Source organism: Marisediminitalea aggregata (genome assembly GCF_900129565.1).
In the GTDB taxonomy this organism is placed as follows: Bacteria; Pseudomonadota; Gammaproteobacteria; order Enterobacterales; family Alteromonadaceae; genus Alteromonas; species Alteromonas aggregata.
In genome coordinates, this window is record NZ_FQWD01000006.1 from 91,551 (window position 1) to 117,920 (window position 26,370).

The following is a 26,370-nucleotide window of genomic DNA, read 5'->3' on the forward strand; positions in this document are numbered from 1 at the left end:
GGAGGCATTATGTTTAACGCAATTTACATTACAAAAGATGACAAGGGATACCAAGCCGACATTCAGGCCTTGGATACTTCCGCGCTGCCAGATGAAGATGTGGTGATCGATGTTGAATACAGTACGCTGAACTATAAAGATGCACTGGCGGTTACTGGCAAAAGCCCGGTAGTGCGGACCTTTCCAATGGTAGCAGGTATCGACCTAGCTGGTACGGTGTCATCAAGCCGCTCACCTCGATTTAAAGCTGGTGACAAAGTGTTGGTAAATGGATGGGGTCTTGGCGAGCAATATTGGGGCGGACTTGCACAAAAAGCCGCTATCAATGCAGATTTCGTTCAGGCGCTGCCAGAAACTATTAGTGCATATCATGCCATGAATGTTGGCACAGCCGGCTATACCGCAATGTTGTGTGTAATGGCACTTGAATCACAAAACATTACGCCGGACAAAGGAGAGATCTTAGTCACTGGCGCAAATGGCGGTGTTGGTACGACAGCCATCGCTATCTTAGCGAAGCTCGGCTACACCGTGGTCGCTTCTACAGGCAGACTAGAGCAAGCCGACGCACTCAAAGCCTTAGGGGCTTCAGAAGTTATCGACAGAGCACAACTGAGCGAACCCGGCCGACCATTGGCCAAAGAACGCTGGGCTGGTGTTGTTGATTCAGTTGGCAGCCATACATTAGCCAACGCTTGTGCGGCTACCATGTCAGAAGGCGCAGTCGCTGCATGTGGGTTAGCTCAGGGCATGGACTTCCCGGCTACCGTTGCGCCCTTCATTTTACGAGGTGTAAAGTTATTGGGTATCAACAGTGTTACACAACCACTGGAAGTACGTGAGAAAGCTTGGTCAAGAATAGCGACTGACCTACCACCAGAAAGCCTGGCAAGTATTACCAAAAACGTCGGACTGGCAGAAGCGTTAGCCATTGCGCCAGAATTTCTGTCTGGGCAAGTGCAGGGCAGAGTAGTGGTAGATGTAAATAAGTAGTCTCTTGTTAATGCAATTTTGCATTAGTCGTGGTGTCTGTTGGCTTGCAATAACGATTGCCAGCTAGCAGGCATCTATCTTACCTGGCAACTAAGATTTTGCTCCATAATGTAAGTCACGAAGCGTAACGCATAACCATTCTTGCACCCAAACCTTCACACTAACAAACAGATTTTCTCTTTATAGTCATCAACTTAAATCAAGTGCGGCACTACAAAGGCAAAAAACGCCATCAGGCACTTAATTCTGCTGATTCATCAAAGTGTTTACGATAGTCACTTTTATTTTTAATTCATCGTCGATACTGGCACTGCCTCAGACAATGAACTTGCCCATTTATGTACATAACTAGCCTATGACGTATAACGGGAAGTTAGGGGGAAATCCCTATGGGGAACCAACGAAAAAAATGAGAACTTACAAATTACTGGCCAGGTAGTTGGTTCTGTATATATCCATTTGTAGGCTAAGCATTATGAAAACGTTCCTCAAAGCGAGCTTTTGGTTTTTAGTATTAATTCCCGCAACGATTGTTACGTTGTCTTTGTTCACTGTAGCGTTAGTCTTTAAACCGTTTTTACACGACGAATGAATAAATAAATTTTTCAGCGATATGGGGTATAAGTCACGTAAAAAACAGTTTAAATGCATAATTTAACATAATATTTAATTACCAATTGACTCTACGAGTTAACTGATGGGCAAGTAGCAACTAAGTTACCGGTGCCTCAGTTTAGTTACGAATAAACTTTGAGTCTCTAAAGCCACATTTGCGTTAGGTTTAACTCATATTCGAATCAGAAAGGATCAAAGATCTGATACAACAAAAAAGTAGTCGCTTTTCCTTGTTGTAAATTTAAGCCCTCTATATGTCATCCACAAATTGTGACTGCATTCATAAACATCTGCATTATCCAGCGTTCAAACAGATTGGCTGAAAGAGAAAGAGGCCTTTCAATTAGCCCATCATTTTTCACCATAACCAAACTGTACTCAAACAACATCAACATTCTCAACAATAAACATAGGCACAACCAACAGATACGAAGGTAAAAGAACAATTGTCACTGTGATAGGCACAAAACATATGTGCCGCATTACAGCGTTCCGGATACAACATTGAAACCGCATAAACAAACAGGTATCAATACATTTTGTTGAAGTTGTAGACCGGAAGAAGCCCACACGAAAGTAGCAATTTAAATGAAGCACGCAGATTCTCGATTACTGATGTAAAAGGCCAGAAAAGCTAAATAAAAGGCCCCTACACACTCAAATACTTAATTGCGCATAATGTATATTATGTTAAATGATGTACTTTGGTGCCATAATGCAAGTACTACTCCACATCAATAAAATTACAGAGTCTTCAATTAGTTACGTATATCTTCTTTTTGTATTCAGAAACCTGAGGTGTTAGCTTTAACCAGGTTTGAAATGCTAAGGACAACATATGGCTTCTGTTAATGCCAACCAATGGAAACCTTCCAAACTGCTTACAGCTATTCTCGCTCTTTTTCTAAACGCGTTTGCGTTTTTGTATGTGAATAAAGCCAGATGGTTTTGGGTTTACGTTATTGTGACCTTAATTGTTGCAATAGCATCTATGGCGCATTATGAGAACTCGCTATTACAATCGCTTGCTCAGAATGGCTTTTTGTCTATTGCCTTAGCATTGATTTGTATCGTTCATTCTGTGTATCTCGCTCATTACTATGCCGATGAACAACGCAAATGGTTCGCACGTTGGTATGCGGTAATACTTATTGTGATTGGTGTTTTTGGATTAATCGGTTTCGTACGCTTGTACGTTGTAGCACCATTTCAGATACCATCTTCGGCTATGCTACCCACGCTAACACCGGGTTCACATGTACTAGTGAGCAAATCTGGATTCGCCAATAAAACACTATTCACTAATGAAATTTATCAGACCGAGCCTTCTGTTATGCCTTACAGAGGCGACGTCATTGTTTTTCGCTATCCGCTGGAAAGAGATATTTTATACATCAAACGAGTTATCGGCTTGCCCGGTGAAACTATTCGTTATGAAAACAAACAGGTCTCTGTAAAACCTCGTTGTCTGCCTGAGGCTGAATCCTGTGCTGAATTTAAAGCGTTGGATCTTATCGCATTGCCAGAACACACGTTGAGTAGTTCACCTTTATTGATATTTCAGGAAGACTTAGGTTCACGTCAACACAACATTGCAATCAACATGCAGCGCGAGATCCCTGCTCACTTTTATTTTAATCAACTAGGTACGCCCAATACTGAGTGGAAAGTACCAGCTAATCATTACTTCGTTATGGGTGATAGCCGGGATAATAGTCGTGACAGTCGGTTTTGGGGATTCGTTCCGGAACAGGATATTGTTGGTCGGGTAATTTACAGCTGGTAACTATTGGCGTTAGTCACTGCATACGCGTGTGCATTGTTGGTGCGTTTCAATGCGATTTATGCGCTACTTTAGTTCAATATGTGTTTTTGCTACACTATCATTCGCTAATAACACGCTGTTTTTTATGAATATTTATGCCTTGGCACTAAAGATGCTGCTGGGTTGTTTGCATAAGTAATTTACAAATTTAAATCGGATAAAGGCGTCCTGCATGGCTAAGCAATTAGCCAGCACGGGCGCCTTTTGCTTTTTTTACACCTGACACAATTTATTGATGTTCAATCCATTATGAGGAACAAGCTATGATCACTGATCGCACGCAAGTAACGGCAATGATTCAATCTGCCAAAGTGAAGAAAGGCGTAAAATGGGCCCATGTTGCTGACCTGATTGGTCAGTCTAAAGAATGGAGTACAGCAGCGTGTCTTGGTCAAATGGCCATGACTAAAGAACAAGCTGAAAAAGTGGGCGATTTATTTGAATTAAGTGACGAAGCCGTAGCATGGCTACAAATCGCTCCGTACAAAGGCTCTCTGCCTACTGCGGTGCCGACTGATCCATTAATTTATCGCTGGTACGAATTGGTTAATGTTTATGGCACAACATTAAAAGAACTTATTCACGAAGAGTTCGGCGACGGCATCATGAGTGCCATTGATTTTTCAATGGACCTTCAGCGCGAGCCTGATCCAAAAGGTGACAGGGTGAGTGTTGTCATGTCAGGTAAGTTTTTACCCTATAAAACGTATTAAACGTCTTTATTCCCGGGTATTCGCATTTAATACCCGGGCACTTTAACTCCCCCTCCCCTCATATTCAAAACTTGGAACGCCCTATCTTTTTTCAGTCATTACAACCAGGTTATTCGGTGTTGAATCAAATCGATGTTATACTTTGAACGTGCTTGAATTATGGATATTGGCACCTCATGCCCGCTATTAACAGTTATCACGTATTGTCACTCTTATTTAAGATATGTATCAGCTTACTCGTTGGATTGGCTGTGCATTTTAGTGCCACAAAATACCTGGAGTATGATTTTGAATCTGTTATTCATGCTGAGATTCATAGTACCTTCGAAGAAATTGCCCAAATAACCGGTGAACTGGATTCAGTTTTTCAATCACTGCATGCGCTCAACGTCTCAGAATGTGACGAAGACTTGTTATTAGCCATGCGTCAGCATCTATTTAGCGCTTTATATATTAAAGATCTGGGATACGTCCAGGGCGACTATATGCTCTGCTCAACCGGTGTTGGCATATTTAAAGATCCCGTTTATGTTGATATTGCCGATTATCAGGGCCCTAAAGGTTCGGAAATTTGGGTAGACCGTGGTATCGAGCTATTCGACCAACAGGTCAAGGCCATGATAATTCGCAACGGGAATTTCAATGCAGTAATAACTGAACAACAGTTCAATAGTTTAATTAGCATTCCCGTGCAATGGCGGATCATGTATCACTATCAGGGCGAACATGTGCATGTTGCCGGACACAAAAGCCTGCCGGTACCGGTTACTGCGCAGCACAAGGTCGACGATGCGTTTTTCTATCAGACTGACTGTAGTGATGTTGTACCTTATTGCGTAGGAACACTCACACCGCGTAGCTATTTTGAGGAATATAATCAACGTCTGCTAGTTTTGTGGTTAATTATTGCAATATTAACCGCTGTCCTGACGTTTGGTGGGCTGTTGATAGCCAGTAGATTCAGGCGTTCTAAAAAGTCCAGAGTGTTACGCGGGCTAAAAACCAAGCAGTTTTACTGTGAATATCAACCCATCGTGTCACTGAGTTCCGGTCATGTCATTGGCTGTGAAGTCCTGGCACGATTTAAAGACAATACCGGCCCAATCTTTCCTGACGAATTCATCCCCGTTATTCAAGACAGTAATAAAACATGGGAATTTTCTGTTCAAATCATGAATCGCGTTTATAGCGATTTATCTCCTGAGTGTGAAGCACTCGAATCCTTTAAGGTCAACATTAACTTCTTTGCCCGTGACATTGATAACGGCCGTGTACTTGCAATTAAAGCTCACCCTTTAAACACACTGAAGAATATTAACCTGGTCGTCGAAGTGACTGAAAGTGAGCAACTGGCGAGCTCCTCCAGCAAGAATACGCTTAATTCGTTAACCGAATCCGGCTTTCAGGTCGCCATTGATGACTTTGGTACCGGGTATTCAAATTTAGGGCAATTACGCCAGTTTACCTGTCATACGCTCAAGATTGATCGTAGTTTTGTAAGCGAAATGGAAGGTGGCTCTATTCGTTCTTCATTGATTCCCCATGTGGTCGATATTGCAAAGAATATCAATGTGAATATCGTTGCCGAAGGTATTGAAAATGATAAGCAACGAATGGCACTGCTCGATGCTGGCATTGCATTTGGCCAAGGCTATCATTTTGGGAAACCGATGTCGTTAAACAAGTTGATTTCTCAACTTAAGTCAGACAAGCCACAGTAAATAGTGGTAATATAACCATCTCATTTTGTTAGTTCATTTCCTGCTCGAATGACACAGACTCCACTGTTTTCTTCTCAATTTTCCTGGTTCCTGGCTGGCCGGGGTGTATTCAGTACTATCGAATCCATAATGGGTGTAGCATTTGCCTGGCATTTGTATCAACTCACGAAAGACCCGTTCGACCTAGCGTTGGTGGGGCTATTTCAAATAGTCCCCGTCTATCTGCTTTTTCCCATTACCGGTTGGGTTGTGGATCATTTATCCCGAAGCAAAATCCTGGTACTGGGCGCAACGGCACAGTTAACCGTACTGGTTGGTTTTGCATTGCTTATGCAAACACCTGATTTTAATAAATGGTGGCTGTTGTCGCTGATCAGTGTTTATGGCTGTGCAAAAGCGTTTATGTCACCCACTCTGCAAGCAACCCTTCCTAACCTGGTTAAATCACATCAGTTAAATCAGGCTGTGGCAGTTACCAGCACAGTATGGAATTTAGCGCTCACGATAGGCCCTTTTATAGCGGGTTTGCTGATTGCCCTACTCGACCGAAATATCTACTGGTTGCTGGTGTGCGGCGCGTGTGGCACGTTAATTAGTTTTTTACAGTTGCCGGCAATGGGCGCGGCCAATACAGCCGGTGGCAAGCGTGATTTATTAGGCGGCCTGCGGTTTCTAAAACACAATCAAATCGTACTCGGCAGCTTGAGCCTGGACTTGTTTATAGTGCTGCTTGGCAGTGTGGTTGCATTGTTGCCAGTCTATGCTGCAGACATATTGCACGTAGGCCCAGAGGGACTGGGTCTTCTTCGCGCAATGCCCGCTGCCGGTGCGGTATTAATGGGGATCTACCTGTCTCGCTTTAAAACCGAATTCGCACAGACCGGTAGCACTTTGTTTAACGCCTTGCTTATATTTGCCGGTTCCATTTTGGTATTTGGGCTTTCAACCAATATATGGATTTCCGCCATCGCGCTATTTGTTTATGGAGCCTCAGATATGATCAGTGTGGTAATTCGCGGGGCAGTTGTGCAACTCAATACACCAGATGCTTTGCGTGGCAGGGTCAGCGCTGCAAACTCCATATTTATCGCATCATCAAATCAGTTGGGCGATTTCAGAGCCGGTAGTACTGCAGCCGCATTGGGGCCTGTAAATGCAACGCTGCTGGGAGGCATTTGTGCGTTCGGTGTGGTAATCGCCGGCGGCTACTGGTTCAAAGACTTGCGCCGGCTAACAAGCTTAGAAAAATAGCCCGTATAAAATACCGCCCCAACACAACAAGGCCAGCATAATGGCCATAAAAACAGCGGCTGAGCCAATATCTTTGGCTTTGCCGCTCAGTTCGTGAACCTCAAGGCCGATTCTATCGACAACCGCTTCAACTGCACTGTTCAACAGTTCCACAATAATAATCATCAAAAGGCTGCCGATCATCAGTATTCTCTCTACTATGGTGACGTCGAGCCATAGGCTAATACCAATACCCACAACCAGTAAAAACGTTTCCTGTCGGACCGCGGGCTCACTTAAAAAAGCCGCTTTTAACCCTTTTAAAGAATACCAGGTAGCGTAATACAAACGCTTATACCCTGTGACCTTCGTAACAAACATAGTGTGTTCCTGTAACTGCGAGAGTCGCATAGTAGCAAACTAATGCGACGAGAATGTGAATCTCTGGTGTGTCATTTGCAAGTTTTCCTGTTACCGGGTGTGTCAAAACCTTTACCCGGTAGCCGGGAGAGTCGTTAACCTATGGATTTATCGAACATTTTAACCGTTGAACAATCGCTTATTGCCTCTGCCTGTATTGTGGTTGTGTTGTGCCTATACATGGCAAAACGCCTGTTTTTGGTGCGACTTCGCAATCAAATACGTGCACAAAACAGTCAGGTTACCCATTTTTACCAGGTACTCGCCCTCGCTCTCAATGCGCCTCTCAACCTGATTATCTTCACGATTCTGTTATGGCTGGCTCGTTTCGGACTCGACATAACAGGGATCTGGTCTTATGAACAAAGTAGTGTCATTGCAGACGTTATTCGCGCGTTAATAATTATTACCTTTATTTTGTTTATCGAACGTTGGGTCACCTACGCCATAAAGGTCTATGCCGCTCGCTCTTCATTGTTAACCAACACGCGCAGTATCGCCAGTGGGGCCATTAGGGCCTGCCTGATTGGCCTGGGCATTCTGTTGGTACTGGGCTCAATGGGTATTTCTGTTACGCCATTGATTGCGTCATTGGGTATTACCTCGCTTGCAGTCGCACTTGCCTTACAGCCCACCCTAGAAAACTTTTTCTCAGGCGTTCAGATTCTTATTGATAAGCCCTTCCGTATTGGTGATTTCATTGAATTGGAAAGCGGCGAACAAGGTTTTGTAGAAAAAATCGGCTGGCGTTCTACCTGGATCAAAATGTTACCTAATAACATCGTTATTGTGCCCAACGGAAAGGTATCTCAGTCAAAAATCATTAATTATTACTATCCGGAAAAAGAGCTCTCTGTGCCAGTAGAAGTCGGAGTGCATTACAATTCAGATTTAGAGTTCGTTGAACAGGTAACACTGGAAGTGGCTAATCAGGTGCTGCTTGAGCATGAATGGGGCGTAGAAACCTACGAACCTTTCGTGGTTTATCATACTTTCGATAATTCCAGTATTAACTTCACTGTTATGCTTCGCACCAAAGAATACTTCAATCGCTTCTTCGTCAAATCCATGTTTATTAAAGCGCTACATAAACGCTATCAGAAAGAAGGAATTGTGATCCCCTTTCCCATTACTGCAATCAATTTACAGCAAGAGCAGTTGGACGAGAAATAGCCTTAAAAGTCGAGTAGATATTTTTATGTGTTGAAATACCTCATTATTGCTGTGCCAGAAAAGTCGTTTCAACTTGCTAGTAATCACAAGGGTAAGCTTTACTCGCAGTAATAAGCTTTTACCTGATAAAAACGTCAAGCACAGTTAAAATTGTTAAATATCATAATCTTAAAATCGTTACGCGTAACCATTTTAGGGCTGCAATCGTTATGCATACCGATTTTATCGATCCAGAAAACCTAGTTATTTACGTGGCATTTTGGGTCCGAAAGTTAATCAACATTGCTAACTAACTCAGCATTCATAAAACGAATCAAGCAGCACATTAAGAGAGGAAAATAAGGAATAAAAAAAGCAGTGAGCGGTTGGGAGCTCACTGCCCTACACAGACAAAATCAGTGCCTGTAGCTGTAATTGTTACCGGCAGTTAAACTTTTACTGCCAACAAGTCGCACTCGATGCCATGCAATACAGAACTGGCTGTAGAGCCTAATAATAACTGGACGCCACTTTGTCCGTGTGTGCCCAGCACAATTAAATCAGCGCCGAGCTTTTTCGCGACTTCGTGAATTTCTTCCGCAGCAGAGCCAATAGCTACCTGAACGTGAGTGCGCGGGATTCCGTGACCATCGGCAATGCCCTGTAGTTTTTTCTGCGCCTGTTCGCGTACTTCTTCAGAGAAGTCTCGTTCCAGGAATAATCCGTAAGGTTCAAAGTTTGTTTGTGGGTAAGCCACATAAATCAGATTGATTTTTGTAGGAGAACCCGCAACGGCCAGCGCTTTGTCAACTACGGCTTCATGTTCATTAGAGAACACATCAATTGCTACTAAAACACGGTTATAACCACTCATAATTCAGCCTCCTTTTGGCTGTCTTCTATAGTGTAAGTATAGAACAACACTGTGTAATAACTGTTGATTTTAATCAACATTTCCTACGAACTACTGACGGTTTGGGTTTTATTTTCTACCTGAGCAAGAATATTTACAGGTTTAAACGAGGTGGCAGACGCTTCTTTTACGTGTAGCGCATAGGCTTCTGGCACCTGCTCGCCACAAAAACTACCCGGCTCAATAAGAGGGAAAATCTCGTCGTATCGTTTGATTGTTTGTTGATCTACGCGTCTGAAAATATGTGTCCGGTTGAGCTCCTGTGAAGAACGATGCCCCGTGGAAGACAGTATGTCCACCATCGCTTTCACTGTTTTATGATGAAACATAGCAACCCGTGCGCTTTTATCCTTGATATCCAGCCCCTTATACAGAGACGGATCCTGGGTAGCTACACCAGTCGGACACGTGTTGGTATGACACGACAAAGATTGAACGCATCCTAGCGCAAGCATCATTCCCCTGGCGCTATTACAAACATCTGCGCCTAGCGACAAGTTTTTCACCATTTGGAACGCAGTGATGATTTTCCCGGAAGCAATTATTTTGATCTTGTCGCGCAGCCCAAATCCAACCAGGCAGTCATCAACAAAGGCCAACGCTTCGCGCAATGGAAAACCAATGCTATTTGAATATTCCAATGGCGCCGCCCCCGTGCCACCTTCTCCGCCATCCACGGTAATAAAATCGGGGGTGATCCCAGACTGCTTCATGGCTTTGCACACAGCAATAAACTCACTTTTTCGGCCAATGGCCAGTTTAAAACCAACCGGTTTACCGCCGCTTAGTTCGCGCAGCGTTTTTACAAATTCAAGTAACCCAACAGGGGTTGAAAACGCGCTGTGTGTGGGAGGTGAAATCACATCTGTGGCAACAGGCACATCGCGAATTTCAGCAATTTCGGGGGTATTTTTGTGTGCAGGTAAAATACCGCCATGCCCCGGCTTCGCGCCCTGACTGAGTTTAATTTCGATCATTTTTACCGCTGGTAGACGGGCTTTTTCCTGAAAAGTAAGCGGGTTAAATGTGCCATCTTTATTTCTGCACCCAAAGTAGCCCGTGCCTATTTGCCAGACAATGTCTCCACCATTTTCAAGATGGTACGGTGTAAGACCACCCTCTCCGGTATTCTGATAAAAGCCACCTAATTTTGCGCCTTTGTTCAGTGCAAGCACCGCATTTTTACTTAAGCTACCAAAGCTCATTGCAGAGATATTCAGCAAGCTGGCTTTGTAGGGTTGAGAGCAGTCTGGCCCACCAATTTCCACTCGGGGATCTTCGTCCAGCTCGTCCACACTCAGCGCTGATAACGAGTGCCCTATCCATTCATAGCCCGATTGATAGGTGTTGATTTGCGTGCCAAATGGCACGGTATCTAAACTATTCTTCGCGCGCTGATACACAATTGAGCGAAACATACGGCTAATGGGTCGACCACTGGTTTCTGTTTCAAGCAAGTACTGTTGAACAAACGGTCTAAGCTCCTCAATAATCCAGCGCATCCTGCCGACTAATGGGAAGTTTGCCAGCAGCGAGTGGCGTTTTTGTACTATGTCGTGAATAGCTATCGCCAGTAACAACCCAAAAATACCAACAACCCACCAGTAGCCATTGTAGGTAAAAGCCAATAGCAAAGCCGACATCAAGCCGATGGTTACAATAAACAAAACCCTGTTTCGCACGTTAACTCCGTTGAGATGAAAGGTCTGGCTCAATGTGTATCACAACATCATCGAGTTCTACCTGTGTTTTGAGATAGTCTTCAAATTCGTGGGCCAGATTGTGAGCTTCAGTAATCGTTAAATCGGGTGATACCAACAATGTAAGGTCAGCATTAACCTGCTCTCCCATTCGGCGGGTTCTCACATCTGTTACTCTGGTAATATGTTCAAATGACGCTGAATGACGAGAAAGCACTTCTGCTGACAGGGCCTCATCATCAGCTTTTGCATCTACCAACACGGGTAACGCTTGCTGAAACAGTTCCCAGGCTAAATGACCAACTAATACCGCAACGCCCAAACAAAACACGGTATCCAGCCAATACCAACCAGACGCTGCTAGTTGCCAGCCAACCAGTACTGCTATCGATGTAAGTACATCGCTAAAGGTATGTTTAGCATCGGCTGCCAACAATTCCGATTTGAGCGCAGACGCCTTTCGCAATTGCCAGCGACTCAGTAAAAAGTTGACAGCAATTGCCACTATCAGCAAGACCAGTCCCGTAATATTTTGTTCAACGACATTGCCGTGATGCTCAATGGCATATAAGACCAGCTCCAACGACACCACAGAAAGTAAAACCGCCAATAAGAAAATAGCCAGATACTCAAACTTCTGGTGTCCGTATGGGTGGGATTTGTCGGCGGGTTTTTGGCTGATTCTTATGGCAACGAACGCAATCACATTATTTAATAAATCAGTAAGTGAATGCAGCGCGTCGGCAAGGATAACGGATGAATGCGTTAACAACCCAACTACCAGTTTAGTGAGGGTAAGTAATAAGTTTACACCCCCTTCAATAATCAGCACGCGTTTTATTGCTGTAAACCGCTCAACTTTATTCACGTTACGCTCATTAGTTAATTCGTTTGCTTTAAGTACACTGAGTATACGCGCCAAACTGCACCGACCAGCAGTATTTATGTTTGTTTTTTGACAAACTCGGTCAAAATGTGTCAAAAGTTTGACTTTCGTAGTATTGTGTGACCAAATATTCAACAGTAATATAACGCAGAATATCGGCGTTTTGTCGATAGCAAATAATAATATCCATATAAACCAACCAGATCGCTGTTTGAATCCGGTATAAAAAAGTGCGCTAAAATGGAAAAATTAGAAACAGTTAAGAGCTTGGTAAGAGCGAATAACTATAAGAACAATGATGTTACCTATAAACAGTGCCTTGAAATGGGCGTATCGGTAAACAGGGTCGGATTGGAAATCTTTGCACGTAAATTACGTGCTATGGATCGTGCAGAAGAAATAGAAGCACACAAAAACCAGTCTATGCAAAATAGTCATTCATCCCCCCAGCAATCAGAGCGGATGATGAACTTTGAAAAGTCTTCAATTGAGTACGGCTCGGGTATACAACTGTCTTCAGACGAAGGGAATGTTGGCTTTGGTAAAGTAACCAATATTGCCAGCATTGAATCACGACGTCAGATGCCAGGCTACAGTCCGACTGAACGCAAAAAAGAAATAACGTTTGAATTGGGTACAATTAAAGTACGCGAGTATGAATTGTTGCAAGAATTGAACATGCTCATTGCTGAAGAAAAGCAAAACGACAACAAACAAGCTGTTACTTTCTAGCGAGTGGTTCCGATGCCCTATCAGTTCATTGATAGGGCTACAATTTGCTGGCTATACGCCGTCGCCTCAACACCCTTCACGCCCTTTTTCAGATATTAGTTCGTTGTAAAGCAATGTATTTTTGCCACCGGTCAGCGTGTCATGATATTTTGATGGGCAAATCAGGCTAATAAATTAAGTTACGATGGAGTATATCTTTTTACTGTTTGCCTTTGTTTGCGGTCTTGGCGTAAAACTAATTGGCATTCCTCCCCTGGTTGGCTACCTGGCCGCTGGTTTTTTGCTGCACGCTTTCGGATATTCAACCACACCAGAGATTACGACACTTGCCAACCTCGGCATTACCATAATGCTATTTACCATTGGCCTGAAACTGAACATTAAAGATTTATCGAAGCGCGAAGTCTGGTTTGGCAGTATTGCGCACACCTTATTATGGGTTGTCGTTGTTGGTGCTGTTTTAATATTTGTCGGCAGTCTTGCCGCGGCGAGCTTTGGTTCTTTGGATTGGCAAAGCGCAGCACTTATTGCGTTTGCCCTGTCTTTTAGCAGTACTGTGTGTGTTGTCAAAGTCCTTGAAGAAGCCGGCGAATCAAAAACCCGGCACGGTAAACTGGCGATTGGTGTGCTGGTTATGCAGGATATCTTCGCGGTTGTGTTTCTGGTTATCGCCACCGGGAAGATTCCGAGTATCTATGCGCCGCTACTATTGCTCATTATACCGGCGCTGCCATTATTAAACCGGGTTTTGAACCAGTCTGGTCACGGTGAACTTTTACCATTAACGGGCTTTATTTTCGCGCTGGGCGGTTACCACTTGTTTGAGTTGGTGAATATTAAAGGCGATCTAGGCGCGCTCATTTTTGGTTTGTTATTCGCCAAGCATGCAAAAGCCACCGAAATGGCCAAATCTTTGATGGCCTTTAAGGATTTATTTTTAATTGGTTTTTTCCTGTCTATCGGACTAACGGCGCTGCCTGACATGGCAATGTTAGGAATGGCTTTAGTCATCACATTGCTCCTTCCTGTAAAAATGGCGTTGTTCTTCTGGCTATTTACACGTCTGTCTTTGCGCGGTCGAACTGCGTACTTGGGAGGACTCGTACTGTCCAACTATAGCGAGTTTGGCCTAATCGTAGGCGCGCTGGCAGTCAGTCTCGGCATGCTAAATGAGAACTGGCTTGTGGTCCTGGCGATCTCTACGTCCCTCTCCTTTGTACTAACCAGTATCGTTTACCGATATTCCCACAGTATCTATCAGCGTATTAAAGAGCCGGTAAAGCGCATGGAAAACGACAAGCGTTTGAAAGAAGACATCTACCCGGTTATTGCAGATGCCAAAATTCTGGTTGTCGGTTTAGGCCGTGTTGGCATTGGTGCTTTCTCATCGTTAAACAAGCTAATGGACAACCACGTGTGGGGAATGGATGCCGACCGCGTAAAAGTTCAGAAAATGCGTGATGAAGGGTTAAATGTGATCACGGGTGACGGTGAGGATGTCGACCTTTGGGAAAATCTGGACATCAGACACGTCGAATTGGTGTTGCTGGCATTACCGTCTATTGAAGATGCCATGAACATCAGTAAACAGCTTAAGAACGCAGGTTACCAGGGCAAAATAGCTGCTATTGCACGCTACGAAGATGAAGTTGATGCTTTATTAAACAACGGTGTAGACAAGGTGTTTAACTTTTTTACCGAGGCTGGCTTAGGTTTTGCTGAAGAAAGTTTGTCGCTGGTGAATTATGAGGCTGTACGTACCGAATAGTAACAAAGGCCAGACTAATAACCATTCTCATTAGTATATTGTTGTTTTTAAAGGAAAAACTTGATTTGTCGTACAATGAGTTCTACACTAATCAGCATTCCACGGTGAGGAACTCATTATGCAAGGCGATAAATCCGTAGTAGCCATATTAAACGAAGTACTGACAAGCGAATTGACGTCGATCAATCAATACTTCCTACACGCCCGTATGTTCAAAAATTGGGGTCTGAAAGAGCTCAATGAAAAGAACTACAAAAAGTCCATCAAAGACATGAAGCAAGCCGATGATCTTATCGAGCGTATTTTGTTTTTGGAAGGCCTACCCAATCTGCAGGCACTGGGCAAACTGTATATCGGAGAGCACACAGTAGAAATGCTGCAGTGCGACGAAAAATTCCAGGAAGAGCAACTGCCGCTGCTACGCAAAGCGATTGCGCTATGCGAAGAAAAGCAGGATTACGTGAGTCGTGATCTGCTGGAATCAATCCTGGAATATGAAGAAGAGCACCTGGACTGGCTGGAAACGCAGTCTTATCAAATCGATAACATGGGTGTTGAAAACTATCTGCAAGCACAAGTAATGGGAGACGACTAATGCAGGGTAATCAAAAAGTCCTAAACGGTCTTAATGAACTGCTCGCCTACGAGCTTGCAGCCATGGACCAGTATTTTATTCACGCGCAAATGTACCTCGATTGGGGATTTAACAAGTTATATGAGCGCATTAATCATGAATTTGACGATGAGAAAGGTCACGCCACTAAGCTTATCGACCGTATGTTAATGCTGGGCTTTACGCCAGACATGACGCAACGGACCGGTTTTAAAGTGGGTAAAGACGTACCTGAAATGCTGGAAAGCGATTTACGCGTTGAATACCACGTGGGTGACAAACTGAAGGAAGTTATCGCTATCTGCGAAGAGGCCCAGGATTATGTGTCTCGCGACATGCTGGTTGTTTTACTCGACGATACCGAAGTAGACCATGCTCACTGGTTAGAACAGCAGCTCAAGTTGATTAAAGTGCTGGGTTTGCAGAATTACTTACAGTCACAGATGTAAATCACACACTCACTAATCCCAAAAGCGCCAGTCATCACTGGCGCTTTTTTTGTTTTTACAAACCCTATTTTTACTTCTGCGTGGTTGTGAAGCGCACAGACACGGGGGCGGCATAGCCATTTAACTGGATGAGTAATTGCCACTGCATCTGTGGCTCGCTGCAGCTGCCCAGCATAAACCACCCTGCCCACTCGTTATTTCCTTGTTGTTTTAACACAACAGGGATAACCCCCATGTACATGTTTATACCTTCAATGCGAGCTGATGTAATAGTCAGGTTATCTGGTAAAGTTACCGCAATATCGAGTTGCTCTTCCGTTAGCAACTGTCCGGCAATCGACACCGTCATTGTCCCTTCTGTAAGCGATAATTCACATTTCCCTTCAGACAAAATACACAAGGAATTTTTATCTGCCTTATTGTAGCTATTATTAATAGGAATAATGCCTAATGACAAACTGGTTAAAAGTCCGACAACAAACAGCAAAACAAGTACTTGCAATACTTTAGGATGTCGACTAAATGTTAATATTTTGTTCATTTATTTAACGTTAATGTTAAGCGTGGTTTTTCTTTATTGACAGAGATCAAGCAGCCCTAGTTTATGGTATCTTTTTATTATTAAAAACTTTATTATCCGCGGTACCAACTGGCCTGGCAGATAATAAGTCATAAACTCCAGGCTCAGTGTGTAGGCCGCAACCTCACCTGAAAATTCAAATTATTGCAGTTGGAAACCCTTTTTATAAAGAAGTGGAAGATTCATTACAATGAGTGAAATAAGCCAAGCAAAGCCGGATTACAACTATAAAGTTGTTCGGCAATTTACCATTATGACCATCATATGGGGTATTGTGGGAATGAGCCTTGGGGTATTTATTGCTGCGCAATTATTTGCCCCCGCGCTAAACTTCGATATTCCATGGTTAACCTATTCCCGTCTCCGTCCTCTGCACACAAATGCCGTAATCTTCGCATTCGGTGGTTGTGCATTGTTTGCAACCTCTTACTACATTGTTCAGCGTACCTGTCAGGTTCGTCTGTTCAGTGACAAACTTGCTGCATTTACCTTCTGGGGCTGGCAAGCGGTTATCGTTGCGGCTGTCGCAACTCTGCCGTTTGGTATCACCACCAGTAAGGAATACGCAGAGTTAGAATGGCCAATCGATATTCTGATTGCGCTGGTGTGGGTTGCTTACATTATCAACTTCTTCGGAACGATGGTTATCCGCCGCGTATCGCACATCTATGTTGCGAACTGGTTCCTGGGTGCCTTTATGCTAACAGTTGCGGTGTTGCATATTGGTAATAGTATGGCTTTGCCTGTTTCATTCTTTAAGTCTTATTCAATTTACGCCGGTGCAGTAGATGCCATGATGCAATGGTGGTACGGCCACAACGCGGTAGGTTTCTTCCTGACTGCGGGCTTCCTGGGTATGATGTATTACTTCGTACCTAAGCAAGCAGGTCGCCCTGTTTATTCATACCGTCTGTCAATCGTTCACTTCTGGGCGTTGATTTCACTGTACATCTGGGCTGGCCCTCACCACTTGCACTACACTGCACTGCCTGACTGGACTCAGTCACTGGGTATGGTGATGTCTGTGATCCTGTTCGTGCCATCCTGGGGTGGTATGATCAACGGTATCATGACCCTGTCTGGCGCATGGCACAAACTGCGTACTGACCCTGTTCTGCGTTTCCTGATTGTTTCTCTGTCTTTCTACGGTATGTCTACCTTCGAGGGCCCGATGATGGCAATCAAAACAGTAAACGCCCTGTCTCACTACACTGACTGGACCGTAGGTCACGTTCACTCTGGTGCGCTTGGTTGGGTTGCAATGGTTTCAATTGGTTCTGTTTACCATCTGATCCCTCACCTGTTCGGCCAAAAATCCATGTACAGCACTAAGCTGGTTAACGTCCACTTCTGGTTCGCAACCATCGGTGTAGTTCTGTATATCGTAGCAATGTGGATGTCTGGTGTACTGCAAGGTCTGATGTGGCGTGCAGTAAACGCTGACGGTACGTTGACCTACAGCTTTGTAGAATCGCTGGAAGCTTCTAAGCCGTTCTATGTGGTTCGTTTCGTGGGTGGCTGTTTTGTAGTTGCAGGTATGTTAATCATGGCTTACAACACTTACAAAACTGTACGTGCACCGAAAGGTAGTCTGGCTGCTGAGCCAGCTGGCCAGGCAGCATAAGGAGTCGATACAGATGCGTAATCCACATGAAATAGTAGAAAAGAACGTTGGTCTGTTGACCATCCTGATTCTGGTTGCAATTAGCTTTGGTGCATTGGTGCAAATTACACCGCTGATGTTCCAACAGCAAACCATGGAGCCGGTTGAAGGCCTTAAGCCTTACACTGCGCTGCAACTGGAAGGCCGTGATATTTATATCCGCGAAGGCTGCGTAGGTTGTCACAGCCAAATGATTCGCCCTTTCCGTGCTGAGACCGAACGTTATGGTCACTACAGCGTGGCGGGTGAGTCAGTGTGGGAACACCCTTTCTTATGGGGTTCTAAGCGTACCGGGCCTGATTTGGCACGTGTTGGTGGTCGTTACAGCGATGAATGGCACCGCGTGCACTTAATCAACCCTCGCGATGTTGTACCTGAATCAAACATGCCTGGTTTCCCTTGGTTAATGGAAAACACGCTGACAGGTGATCACACCGCTAAGAAGATGGAAGTACTTCGTGATTTAGGCGTGCCATACACGGATGAAGACATCAATGGTGCGCAGGCGGCAGTAAATGGCAAAACCGAAATGGAAGCCATTATTGCTTACCTTCAGTCTCTTGGCACATATTTGAAATAATATGGACCAGGGTACTGTAGGCAGCATTTTTACTGTCATCGTCTTTGTCATTTTTATAGGCATTGTCTGGTGGGCATTCAGTAGTCGTAATAAGAAGAAGTTCGACGAAGCCGCTAACCTGGTATTTGCTGACGAAGACCAAGAAGAATCAAAGAAGAATAGCGGGAGTTAACACTCATGAGCATGTTTTGGACAATCTGGATCTCTGTGATAACACTGGGCTCCATTATTGGTACTTACCTGCTGTTACGTTGGAACCTAACCAACTACACAGGTCATCCAGAAGGCGAATCGATGGGCCACGAGTTCGATGGGATTGTGGAAATCAATAACCCACTTCCTCGCTGGTGGACTATCTTGTTTTACATCACCATTGTATGGAGCTTTTTCTACCTTGCTCTATACCCTGGTCTGGGCGCATTTGAAGGCTTCCTGGGCTGGAGAAGTTCTAATCAGAACGTTCAGTCTATCGAAGAGTCAATGCAGGCACGTGCTGACGCCAAAGAAGAAGGTTTAATCGTTCAATACGATCGTGAACTGGATTACGCGGCAGAAAAGTTCGACCCAATCTTTGAAGCTTATTCTCAAATCCCGGTTGAAGAACTGGCGAAAAACGAAGAAGCGGTAAAAGTAGGTCAACGTTTATTCATGCAGAACTGTTCGCAGTGTCACGGTTCGGATGCACGTGGTAACACCGGCTTCCCTAACCTGACCGACGACGACTGGCTGTATGGCGGCACTGGCGCGAAGATCAAAGAAACGTTGATCAATGGTCGTCAGGCGGCAATGCCAGCCTGGATTGATGCCATGGGTGAACAAGGTATTCAGGAAACGGTAGCTTACGTACTGAGCCTGAGCGGCCGTGAAATGAAAGAAAATCACGACGCACTGGCATCAGCAGGTAAACAACGCTTCATGGCTTGTGCAGCGTGTCACGGTATGGACGGTAAAGGTAATCAACTGCTTGGCGCACCAAACCTTACCGACAATATCTGGCTGTACGGTGGTTCTGAGCGCGCGCTTACCGAAACGCTGACGCACGGCCGTAATGGTGTAATGCCTTCATTCAAGAAAACGCTGGGTGAAGACAAAATCCACGTAGTAGCAAGCTACGTATACAGCTTGTCTCACTAATCGAGCGTTAAATAATAAAGCCTCGTTTTTACGAGGCTTTTTTTATGCGACACTATTAATCAAACGAAATTTCACGTTCTTAGGTATTCAGTTTCATGGAAACATCAGACGTAAAACCCTGGTACAAGCAGTTTTGGCCCTGGTTCTTGATTGCCATCCCTACTTCGTCTTTTATTATGGCGTATTTCATCGTCAAATTTGCTACCAATACGCAGGACTCACTGGTTGTCGATGACTACTACAAAGAAGGCAAAGCCTACAACGTCAACCACCAGAAAGTCGAAAACGCGCGCAAGCTGCGCATCATGACTGACTTGTCTGTGAATGACGGTCAGATTGCGCTGGAGTTCCACAGCGGTATTCCCGAAGAAGGCAACGCCCTTAAACTGAGTTTTTACCATGTTACGCTGGCCGAGCGCGACGTATCACTGCTGCTTACCCGGGACGCCAATGGCATCTACCGCGGGTTTGTAGAACAAGATTTAAGTGGCAAATGGCGTGTTACCTTAAGCCCGCTTGATGATAGCTGGAAAGTACAACAGGAAATCGGTCTGCCTCGCGCCGATAAAATCCGATTCGTTCCGTAAATGAGTAATAACACGCCCTGCTACCACTGCGGCCTACCAGCAGAAAAAGACAGCCCTTATAAGGCAACGGTGCTGGGGCAGCCTCGTGTTCTGTGCTGCCTTGGATGCCAATCGGTGGCAGAAGCCATTGTGGACAATGGTCTTGAAAACTATTACCAGTTCCGCACTGAGCCCGCAGCAAAAGGCGAAAGTGAAATCCTTGAAACTCTGGATAAACTCGCTGTTTACGATGATCCTGCCTTGCAGGAAGACTTTGTCTATCAGGAAGGTAAACACAACCAGATCCAGCTAACCGTAGAAGGCATAACCTGTGCTGCCTGTGGCTGGCTGATAGAAAAACAACTCTCCAGGGTGCAAGGCATTAGTCAGGTAGCCGTAAATGTGGCCGAGCGCCGAGCCATGGTTACATGGGAGCCCGACAATATCGCGCTAAGCGGCATTTTGAAAGCACTCAAGCGCATCGGTTATAAAGCACTGCCCTTTCAGCCTGATCAGCACGAAGCGTCCTACCTGACAGAGCAAAAACAGTTTCTGAAAAAAGTCGGCCTGGCCGGTCTGATGACCATGCAGGTCATGATGCTAATGACCGGTCTGTACTTTGACCTGTTTGGCAGTATTGAGGCAGAAACCCGCCAGTACTTTTACTGGGTAGCCCTGGTATTGACGACGCCCGTCGTGCTGTATTCCGGCAGTACCTTTTATCTTGGTGCCATTAAGGCTATCAGTGCCCGCACCGTTAATATGGATGTGCCCGTCACCATCGCTATATTCGGTACCTATATTGCCGGACTCAAAGCCACGTTGTTACAAACGGGTGAAGTGTACTTTGAGTCGATTTGCATGTTTATTTTTCTACTGTTGCTTAGCCGCTACCTGGAGCACCGTTCACGTCATCAGGCTACCCAGATATCGGCCAATATGATGCAATACATTCCGGTCACCGCCCATCGACTGGAGCCAAATGGACAGTTATCAGACTGTTTGGCTAAACACCTGCAAACAGACGACACCGTTATTGTGAAGTCCGGTGAAACCATACCTGTAGACGGTGAGATACTAGAAGGGGTCAGTGCCATTGACGAGTCGATGTTAACCGGCGAATTTGAGCCCGTCACCAAACAGGCTGGTCACGTTGTGTACGGTGGTACCGTGAATCAACAATCTACCCTCACCATAAAAGTTAAACAGCCGCTAAAACACGCGCTGGTTAATCAGATTATTCGCCTGCAATCGAGCGCGATGGCCAATAAGCCAAAAGTGGCGCAAATGGCCGATACCTTTTCCAGTTATTTCGTTTCAGCGGTGCTGGTTATCTCAGCAGCCACGTTCGCGTTCTGGTATTGGCAAGGTAACGAAGATGCGTTTTGGATTGCTATTGCTGTGCTTGTTGCTACCTGCCCTTGCGCACTAGGGTTAGCTACGCCTTCTGCCCTGACCTGCGCAATGGCGCGATTAAATAAACAAGGTGTTTTGCTCAAGCGCGCTGATGCACTGGAACAACTGACTACCATAGACACCATTGCGCTGGACAAAACCGGCACATTGACAGCCGGCCAGTTCAGTTTACAGCAAGTCCATGTTGCGAACGGGTACACCGAAGAACAGGTGCTTCAGGTTGCGGCCAGTCTGGAGTCTCGTTCTGAACACCCTATCAGCAAAGCGTTTACCCACGACAACCTGCTGAATGTCAGCGAATTTGAAGTCACCGCAGGCGGTGGGATAAGTGGTGTGGTGTCGGGTCAACAATGGTGTATGGGCTCGGCCAGTTTTACTGGCGTGTCCCCCAATAGCATAGCCCCTAATGCAAACGTATTTTTAACCAATGGCGACCACTGCGTTGCCGCGTTTTTAGTCAGCGACAGCCTGAAACCCGATACCGCAGCAACGCTAGAGGCATTAGCAGACAAACAAATAGTGCTGTTAAGTGGCGACAACCAACACAATGTTGATGCCATCGCGCAAACCCTGCCTATTCAACAGGCCCTAGGTGGCCTCACGCCTGAACAGAAATATCAGCACGTGCAAGCGCTACAGGCCAAAGGCCACAAGGTGCTGATGCTTGGCGACGGCATTAATGATGCGCCGGTACTCGCCAGTGCAGATGTTTCCCTGGCGGTTGGCAATGCCACCGACGTTGCCAGAAATGCCGCGGATGTGGTGCTGCTGAGTGAATCACTCAGTACTGTGCCGCCTTTGTTGAAACTGGCTCAACAAACGCGCACAAAGATTCGCCAAAATATTCTATGGGCAGTCGGTTATAACCTGCTAATTCTGCCTTTTGCCGTGTCCGGCCTGTTATTACCCTGGATGGCCGTGATTGGGATGTCACTTAGTAGTATCATAGTGGTTACCAATTCTACCCGGCTGTTGAAATAAGAGCATATTGTGAGCATTATCTACGTCCTCATTCCCTTGGCTATTCTATTAGTAGCGTTGGCTATCGGTATCTTTTTCTGGGCGGTTCGCTCAAATCAGTTTGACGACCTGGAGCGTCAGGGTTACAGCATCTTGTTCGATGACGATCTGGCTGACGACAAACAAACTAAGCAGCAAGACGCCAAATCCGCTCCGCCAGCAGAACAGCAAACAAAAACAAGCACACATGACTGAGTTTTCGTTACTGTCTGCCTTTATGGTAGGGATAGCCGGCTCAGTGCATTGCTTTGGCATGTGCGGCGGCTTTGCCGGCGCGCTGACAGCCGCTATACCAAAAGGTAAGTCCCCGACGCCGTTTGTTTTCAGTTACAACGCGGGCAGAATACTCAGTTATACCCTTGCCGGTGCAGTAACCGGGGCACTTGGCAGCATTGCGCAAAGCTCAGTAAAGTCCCTGTTAATCGGGTTTCAGTTGTTTAGTGCCTGTATGCTGATTGCGATGGCATTTTACCTGGCGCAATGGTGGCGGGGGCTGGCGAAAGTCGAAACACTCGGGCGCGGTTTATGGCAACGCTTGCAGCCATTGTCCAAACGCTTTTTACCCTTTAAAAGTCCGTTATCGGCATTACCGTATGGCATAATTTGGGGGTGGTTACCCTGTGGCTTAGTCTATTCAACGTTAACCTGGTCGTTGTCTGCAGGCACCGCATTGCAGGGCGCGCTGTTGATGATGGCGTTTGGCCTTGGTACCCTGCCCGCCTTGTTTGCAGTGAGTTTTAGCGCCAATGGCATACTCGCTTTGTTGCGAACACCACGTACCCGAACATTCATTGCGGTTACGTTAATTATATATGCGATTTTCTTGATTTATCGCACTGTAAATAGTATTAGTTAGGCCTACGCTTACACGGAGACGTTGCATTATGTCAAAAGGTTCAGAATTCTCTATTCATTGTCAGAGCTGCAGTTTTAGCCACTTGTGTTTGCCTGTTTCTCTGAACAAGACAGAACTGGACTCGCTGGATGACATTATCGAGCGCAAAAAGCCGCTTCACAAGCACGACAAGCTTGTAAAAGCCGGTGATACCTTCACTTCACTCTACGCTGTACGCGCGGGCTCGTTCAAATCATTTGTGAGCAGCAAAGACGGCGAAGAACAAATCATTGGTTTTCATTTCCCCGGCGATATCATTGGGTTCGATGCCCTTCGCGGCAATACGCACCAAAGTTATGCGCAGGCGCTTGAAACGGCCATGGTATGCGAACTGCCTTATGAAACGCTCGATAAAATGGCCGTGCAATTCCCTAAATTGCGCCACCAGATCATGAGTTTTATGAGTGCTGAAATTAAGCACGATCACGACCTGATGATGTTGTTAAATAAACGCACTGCCGAAGAGCGTTTAATCTATTTCCTGGCGCATCTGTCCAAACGTTTTGAAGAGCGCGGTTTCTCGCCACGTCAATTCAACCTGAGCATGACCCGAAATGAAATTGGTAACTACCTTGGTTTAACAGTAGAAACTATTTCTCGTTTGCTTACGCGCTTCCAAAAAGAAGGCATTATCCAGGTAGAAGGCAAACTCATTACGATTCTCGATTTCGAATCGATGGACGCTAAGCTCCACAGCATGGACATTCCTACTACCACAGTGGATTAATCCCATCCGTTGATCCACCGCAACATCAAAAACTGGTGAAGATGGCACTCTGGGCATACACTCATAATGAGCACTTTGTCTGGAGGCTGTCATGATCAATTACACACATATACTTGCCGTAGTCGAATCCGAGCGCGAAACACAGCCTGCCCTTTCGAGAGCCGTCGAGCTGGCAGGCAAAACCGGCGCCAGTATTACCGCATTCATGACTATCTACGATTTTTCCTATGAAATGACAACCATGTTGTCGGGAGAAGAGCGTGAAGCAATGCGCGCCGCGGTTGTGAAGGAGCGCACTGAATGGCTTACGCAACAGCTTGCTGACTACTCAGGCAAAATTCATGCTGTTGTGGAATGGGATAATCGGCCGTATGAAGCCATCATTCGTCATGCTATTAATGAAAAGGCCGACATTGTAGTAAAAGCCACGCGTTCCCACGACGATCTTCGCTCAGTCATTTTCACCCCCACTGACTGGCATTTAGTACGCAAATGCCCCACTCCGGTGTTATTAGTGAAAGACCACGACTGGCCGGCAGATGGTAATATTATTGCAGCGGTGAATGTGGGTACAGAGGATCGCGAGCACGCACAACTCAACGACAAAATTACTGAAATTGCCCAGGATTACGCAAAATTACTGAGTGGTCATGTGCATTTGGCGAATAGCTATCCCGGTACACCACTTAATATCGCCATTGAAGTGCCTGAGTTTGATCCGGAAAGTTACAATGCGTCGGTGAAGAATCATCACCTTGAGGAAATGGAGAGGCACAGCACACGGTTTGGCATCCCGCTGGACAATTGTCATGTGAAAGAAGGGCTGCCAGAAAAAGTCATCCCGTTTGTCGCCAAAAACATTGACGCAGAGCTGGTTATTATTGGCACAGTAGGCCGAGTGGGTATTTCAGCTGCATTAATTGGCAACACAGCGGAACACGTCATTGATGAGCTTAACTGCGACGTCTTGGCCATTAAACCTGACGGTTTTGAATCGCCAGTAAGAGTATGACCCTTACTGGCTTTTAACATATCCTGACCACTGTCTGCATAGCGATTCTTCTATGCACATTATGATGGTGATACAATAGCGACTGAGCAGTTACAGGTCGCTAGATTAATGAGTTTACAGGTCAATTCTTTGGGCACGGTTGCACCGTCTCAGTCCAAACAAAAATACAATTTCAACAAGCTTCAGAAACGGTTGCGTCGCAACGTTGGCAAAGCTATCGATGACTTTGGCATGATTGAACATGGCGATAAGGTCATGGTGTGCCTGTCTGGCGGCAAAGACAGTTATACCCTGTTAGACATTCTCATGTATCTTCAGCGTATTGCGCCAATTACGTTCGACATTGTGGCGGTAAACCTCGACCAAAAGCAGCCAGGCTTCCCTGAGCATGTGCTTCCCGACTACTTAAAAGCGCTAGGCGTTGATTACCGCATTGTAGAAGAAGACACCTATTCGATAGTAAAAGACAAAATTCCGGAAGGTAAAACCACCTGTTCGCTCTGTTCACGATTGCGCCGCGGTATACTTTACCGTACTGCAACAGAACTCGGCGCCACTAAAATTGCCCTCGGTCACCACCGCGACGATATGCTGGAAACCTTGTTTCTGAACATGTTTCATGGCGGCAAATTAAAATCCATGCCGCCCAAGCTGGTGAGTGACGACGGTAAACATGTTGTCATCCGTCCTTTGGCTTACTGCAATGAAAAAGACATTGAAAAGTACGCCCAGGCTGTCGAATTCCCAATCATTCCCTGTAATTTATGTGGTTCACAGGAAAACCTGCAGCGTCAGAATATAAAAATGATGTTGCAGGACTGGCATCGTCGCTACCCCGGGCGCATAGAGTCTATGTTCCGTGCGATGCAGAATGTAACACCATCGCATTTGGTAGACAGCAAGCTACATGACTTTAAATCTATCAAAGCCACCGGTGTTGCCTCTGAAGATGGCGATATTGCGTTCGACAAGCCAGAGTTCTCTCAACCGGCAATAGCCGAAGACAGCGACGATAACGCGATTCAAATTGTTAACTTAACGGAATAA

At 45.5% G+C, this 26,370-nt stretch carries 26 protein-coding genes; 21 read left to right on the plus strand and 5 right to left on the minus strand.

Going from position 1 to position 26,370, the window contains the following annotated elements; genetic code table 11:
* The first annotated feature begins 9 nt into the window (after window positions 1-9).
* The 5 genes from acuI to BUB81_RS16970 all read left to right on the plus strand — a co-directional run bounded on the left by acuI (window position 10) and on the right by BUB81_RS16970 (window position 7,118).
* Window positions 10-993, plus strand: a complete 984-nt coding sequence (acuI, locus tag BUB81_RS16950) for an acrylyl-CoA reductase (NADPH) (protein ID WP_073324547.1) — start codon at window positions 10-12, stop codon at window positions 991-993.
* A 1,453-nt stretch (window positions 994-2,446) separates the two neighbouring features.
* Entirely contained in the window at window positions 2,447-3,394 is a 948-nt protein-coding gene (gene lepB, locus BUB81_RS16955) for a signal peptidase I (protein WP_084526678.1), read from the plus strand.
* 302 nt (window positions 3,395-3,696) lie between these two features.
* Window positions 3,697-4,146 (plus strand): cyanase, encoded by a 450-nt coding sequence (gene cynS, locus BUB81_RS16960; protein ID WP_073324548.1) that lies wholly within the window; start codon window positions 3,697-3,699, stop codon window positions 4,144-4,146.
* 251 nt (window positions 4,147-4,397) lie between these two features.
* Window positions 4,398-5,867, plus strand: coding sequence for an EAL domain-containing protein (locus BUB81_RS16965; RefSeq protein WP_175555830.1), 1,470 nt, complete (start codon window positions 4,398-4,400; stop codon window positions 5,865-5,867).
* Window positions 5,868-5,915: 48 nt separating this feature from the next.
* Complete coding sequence (locus BUB81_RS16970) at window positions 5,916-7,118, plus strand: MFS transporter (RefSeq protein ID WP_073324550.1); 1,203 nt, start codon at window positions 5,916-5,918, stop codon at window positions 7,116-7,118.
* Here the strand turns inward: BUB81_RS16970 and BUB81_RS16975 are convergent.
* Window positions 7,107-7,478 (minus strand): diacylglycerol kinase, encoded by a 372-nt coding sequence (locus tag BUB81_RS16975; protein WP_073324551.1) that lies wholly within the window; start codon window positions 7,476-7,478, stop codon window positions 7,107-7,109. The two genes, BUB81_RS16970 and BUB81_RS16975, sit on opposite strands and share 12 nt — an antisense overlap.
* A gap of 141 nt (window positions 7,479-7,619) precedes the next feature.
* On the opposite strand from BUB81_RS16975, the gene BUB81_RS16980 reads away from it, so the two are divergent.
* Entirely contained in the window at window positions 7,620-8,690 is a 1,071-nt protein-coding gene (locus BUB81_RS16980; protein WP_073324552.1) for a mechanosensitive ion channel family protein, read from the plus strand.
* 427 nt (window positions 8,691-9,117) lie between these two features.
* Here the strand turns inward: BUB81_RS16980 and BUB81_RS16985 are convergent, their stop codons facing one another.
* From BUB81_RS16985 to BUB81_RS16995, 3 genes are all read right to left on the minus strand, one after another.
* Window positions 9,118-9,543 (minus strand): universal stress protein, encoded by a 426-nt coding sequence (locus BUB81_RS16985; RefSeq protein WP_073324553.1) that lies wholly within the window; start codon window positions 9,541-9,543, stop codon window positions 9,118-9,120.
* Between the two features lie 83 nt (window positions 9,544-9,626).
* Window positions 9,627-11,264 carry an FMN-binding glutamate synthase family protein gene (locus BUB81_RS16990; RefSeq protein WP_073324554.1) on the minus strand — a complete coding sequence of 546 codons (1,638 nt, stop codon included), beginning with the start codon at window positions 11,262-11,264 and terminating at the stop codon, window positions 9,627-9,629.
* 1 nt (window position 11,265) lies between these two features.
* The gene (locus BUB81_RS16995; RefSeq protein WP_245819258.1) at window positions 11,266-12,150 is read right to left on the minus strand and encodes a cation diffusion facilitator family transporter; all 885 of its coding nucleotides are present in this window, start codon (window positions 12,148-12,150) and stop codon (window positions 11,266-11,268) included.
* Window positions 12,151-12,408: 258 nt separating this feature from the next.
* Here BUB81_RS16995 and BUB81_RS17000 point away from each other — a divergent pair, with 258 nt between their 5' ends.
* The 4 genes from BUB81_RS17000 (at window position 12,409) to bfr (BUB81_RS17015) (ending at window position 15,730) form a co-directional block, all read left to right on the plus strand.
* A complete protein-coding gene (locus tag BUB81_RS17000) occupies window positions 12,409-12,900 on the plus strand; it encodes a hypothetical protein (protein WP_073324555.1) in 492 nt (163 codons plus the stop codon).
* A gap of 184 nt (window positions 12,901-13,084) precedes the next feature.
* Window positions 13,085-14,668 (plus strand): cation:proton antiporter family protein, encoded by a 1,584-nt coding sequence (locus BUB81_RS17005; RefSeq protein ID WP_073324556.1) that lies wholly within the window; start codon window positions 13,085-13,087, stop codon window positions 14,666-14,668.
* A gap of 118 nt (window positions 14,669-14,786) precedes the next feature.
* Window positions 14,787-15,263, plus strand: coding sequence for a bacterioferritin (bfr, locus tag BUB81_RS17010; protein ID WP_073324557.1), 477 nt, complete (start codon window positions 14,787-14,789; stop codon window positions 15,261-15,263).
* Window positions 15,263-15,730, plus strand: coding sequence for a bacterioferritin (bfr, locus tag BUB81_RS17015; RefSeq protein WP_073324558.1), 468 nt, complete (start codon window positions 15,263-15,265; stop codon window positions 15,728-15,730). Before bfr (BUB81_RS17010) ends, bfr (BUB81_RS17015) begins: the two co-directional genes overlap by 1 nt.
* A gap of 70 nt (window positions 15,731-15,800) precedes the next feature.
* On the opposite strand, the gene BUB81_RS17020 is transcribed toward bfr (BUB81_RS17015), so the two are convergent.
* Window positions 15,801-16,271 carry a hypothetical protein gene (locus tag BUB81_RS17020; protein WP_073324559.1) on the minus strand — a complete coding sequence of 157 codons (471 nt, stop codon included), beginning with the start codon at window positions 16,269-16,271 and terminating at the stop codon, window positions 15,801-15,803.
* Between the two features lie 229 nt (window positions 16,272-16,500).
* Here BUB81_RS17020 and ccoN point away from each other — a divergent pair, with 229 nt between their 5' ends.
* The 11 genes from ccoN (at window position 16,501) to ttcA (ending at window position 26,370) form a co-directional block, all read left to right on the plus strand.
* Complete coding sequence (ccoN, locus tag BUB81_RS17025; protein WP_073324560.1) at window positions 16,501-17,934, plus strand: cytochrome-c oxidase, cbb3-type subunit I; 1,434 nt, start codon at window positions 16,501-16,503, stop codon at window positions 17,932-17,934.
* Between the two features lie 13 nt (window positions 17,935-17,947).
* Entirely contained in the window at window positions 17,948-18,553 is a 606-nt protein-coding gene (ccoO, locus tag BUB81_RS17030; protein WP_073324561.1) for a cytochrome-c oxidase, cbb3-type subunit II, read from the plus strand.
* Window position 18,554: 1 nt separating this feature from the next.
* Window positions 18,555-18,725, plus strand: a complete 171-nt coding sequence (locus BUB81_RS17035) for a cbb3-type cytochrome oxidase subunit 3 (RefSeq protein WP_073324562.1) — start codon at window positions 18,555-18,557, stop codon at window positions 18,723-18,725.
* A gap of 5 nt (window positions 18,726-18,730) precedes the next feature.
* Window positions 18,731-19,687, plus strand: a complete 957-nt coding sequence (ccoP, locus tag BUB81_RS17040) for a cytochrome-c oxidase, cbb3-type subunit III (RefSeq protein WP_073324563.1) — start codon at window positions 18,731-18,733, stop codon at window positions 19,685-19,687.
* Window positions 19,688-19,782: 95 nt separating this feature from the next.
* Window positions 19,783-20,274 carry a FixH family protein gene (locus BUB81_RS17045; protein WP_073324564.1) on the plus strand — a complete coding sequence of 164 codons (492 nt, stop codon included), beginning with the start codon at window positions 19,783-19,785 and terminating at the stop codon, window positions 20,272-20,274.
* Window positions 20,275-22,650, plus strand: a complete 2,376-nt coding sequence (locus BUB81_RS17050) for a heavy metal translocating P-type ATPase (protein WP_073324565.1) — start codon at window positions 20,275-20,277, stop codon at window positions 22,648-22,650.
* 9 nt (window positions 22,651-22,659) lie between these two features.
* Complete coding sequence (ccoS, locus tag BUB81_RS17055) at window positions 22,660-22,884, plus strand: cbb3-type cytochrome oxidase assembly protein CcoS (protein ID WP_073324566.1); 225 nt, start codon at window positions 22,660-22,662, stop codon at window positions 22,882-22,884.
* Window positions 22,877-23,545 (plus strand): sulfite exporter TauE/SafE family protein, encoded by a 669-nt coding sequence (locus BUB81_RS17060; RefSeq protein ID WP_073324567.1) that lies wholly within the window; start codon window positions 22,877-22,879, stop codon window positions 23,543-23,545. Before ccoS ends, BUB81_RS17060 begins: the two co-directional genes overlap by 8 nt.
* Window positions 23,546-23,573: 28 nt before the next feature.
* Window positions 23,574-24,311 carry a fumarate/nitrate reduction transcriptional regulator Fnr gene (fnr, locus tag BUB81_RS17065; RefSeq protein ID WP_073324568.1) on the plus strand — a complete coding sequence of 246 codons (738 nt, stop codon included), beginning with the start codon at window positions 23,574-23,576 and terminating at the stop codon, window positions 24,309-24,311.
* 91 nt (window positions 24,312-24,402) lie between these two features.
* Window positions 24,403-25,323, plus strand: coding sequence for a universal stress protein UspE (uspE, locus tag BUB81_RS17070; RefSeq protein ID WP_073324569.1), 921 nt, complete (start codon window positions 24,403-24,405; stop codon window positions 25,321-25,323).
* 108 nt (window positions 25,324-25,431) lie between these two features.
* A complete protein-coding gene (ttcA, locus tag BUB81_RS17075; protein ID WP_073324570.1) occupies window positions 25,432-26,370 on the plus strand; it encodes a tRNA 2-thiocytidine(32) synthetase TtcA in 939 nt (312 codons plus the stop codon).

Excerpts from the sequence above, each read along its gene's own strand:
- uspE (WP_073324569.1), top strand. The coding sequence starts at position 24,403 with ATGATCAATTACACACATATACTTGCCGTAGTCGAATCCGAGCGCGAA.
- BUB81_RS16980 (WP_073324552.1), top strand. The coding sequence starts at position 7,620 with ATGGATTTATCGAACATTTTAACCGTTGAACAATCGCTTATTGCCTCT.
- BUB81_RS17050 (WP_073324565.1), top strand. The coding sequence starts at position 20,275 with ATGAGTAATAACACGCCCTGCTACCACTGCGGCCTACCAGCAGAAAAA.
- lepB (WP_084526678.1), top strand. The coding sequence starts at position 2,447 with ATGGCTTCTGTTAATGCCAACCAATGGAAACCTTCCAAACTGCTTACA.
- bfr (WP_073324558.1), top strand. The coding sequence starts at position 15,263 with ATGCAGGGTAATCAAAAAGTCCTAAACGGTCTTAATGAACTGCTCGCC.
- cynS (WP_073324548.1), top strand. The coding sequence starts at position 3,697 with ATGATCACTGATCGCACGCAAGTAACGGCAATGATTCAATCTGCCAAA.
- acuI (WP_073324547.1), top strand. The coding sequence starts at position 10 with ATGTTTAACGCAATTTACATTACAAAAGATGACAAGGGATACCAAGCC.
- BUB81_RS17020 (WP_073324559.1), bottom strand. The coding sequence starts at position 16,271 with ATGAACAAAATATTAACATTTAGTCGACATCCTAAAGTATTGCAAGTA.
- BUB81_RS17035 (WP_073324562.1), top strand. The coding sequence starts at position 18,555 with ATGGACCAGGGTACTGTAGGCAGCATTTTTACTGTCATCGTCTTTGTC.
- ccoO (WP_073324561.1), top strand. The coding sequence starts at position 17,948 with ATGCGTAATCCACATGAAATAGTAGAAAAGAACGTTGGTCTGTTGACC.
- BUB81_RS16985 (WP_073324553.1), bottom strand. The coding sequence starts at position 9,543 with ATGAGTGGTTATAACCGTGTTTTAGTAGCAATTGATGTGTTCTCTAAT.
- BUB81_RS17005 (WP_073324556.1), top strand. The coding sequence starts at position 13,085 with ATGGAGTATATCTTTTTACTGTTTGCCTTTGTTTGCGGTCTTGGCGTA.
- fnr (WP_073324568.1), top strand. The coding sequence starts at position 23,574 with ATGTCAAAAGGTTCAGAATTCTCTATTCATTGTCAGAGCTGCAGTTTT.
- BUB81_RS17045 (WP_073324564.1), top strand. The coding sequence starts at position 19,783 with ATGGAAACATCAGACGTAAAACCCTGGTACAAGCAGTTTTGGCCCTGG.
- BUB81_RS16975 (WP_073324551.1), bottom strand. The coding sequence starts at position 7,478 with ATGTTTGTTACGAAGGTCACAGGGTATAAGCGTTTGTATTACGCTACC.
- bfr (WP_073324557.1), top strand. The coding sequence starts at position 14,787 with ATGCAAGGCGATAAATCCGTAGTAGCCATATTAAACGAAGTACTGACA.
- ccoP (WP_073324563.1), top strand. The coding sequence starts at position 18,731 with ATGAGCATGTTTTGGACAATCTGGATCTCTGTGATAACACTGGGCTCC.
- BUB81_RS16970 (WP_073324550.1), top strand. The coding sequence starts at position 5,916 with ATGACACAGACTCCACTGTTTTCTTCTCAATTTTCCTGGTTCCTGGCT.
- BUB81_RS17060 (WP_073324567.1), top strand. The coding sequence starts at position 22,877 with ATGACTGAGTTTTCGTTACTGTCTGCCTTTATGGTAGGGATAGCCGGC.
- BUB81_RS17000 (WP_073324555.1), top strand. The coding sequence starts at position 12,409 with ATGGAAAAATTAGAAACAGTTAAGAGCTTGGTAAGAGCGAATAACTAT.
- ccoN (WP_073324560.1), top strand. The coding sequence starts at position 16,501 with ATGAGTGAAATAAGCCAAGCAAAGCCGGATTACAACTATAAAGTTGTT.
- ttcA (WP_073324570.1), top strand. The coding sequence starts at position 25,432 with ATGAGTTTACAGGTCAATTCTTTGGGCACGGTTGCACCGTCTCAGTCC.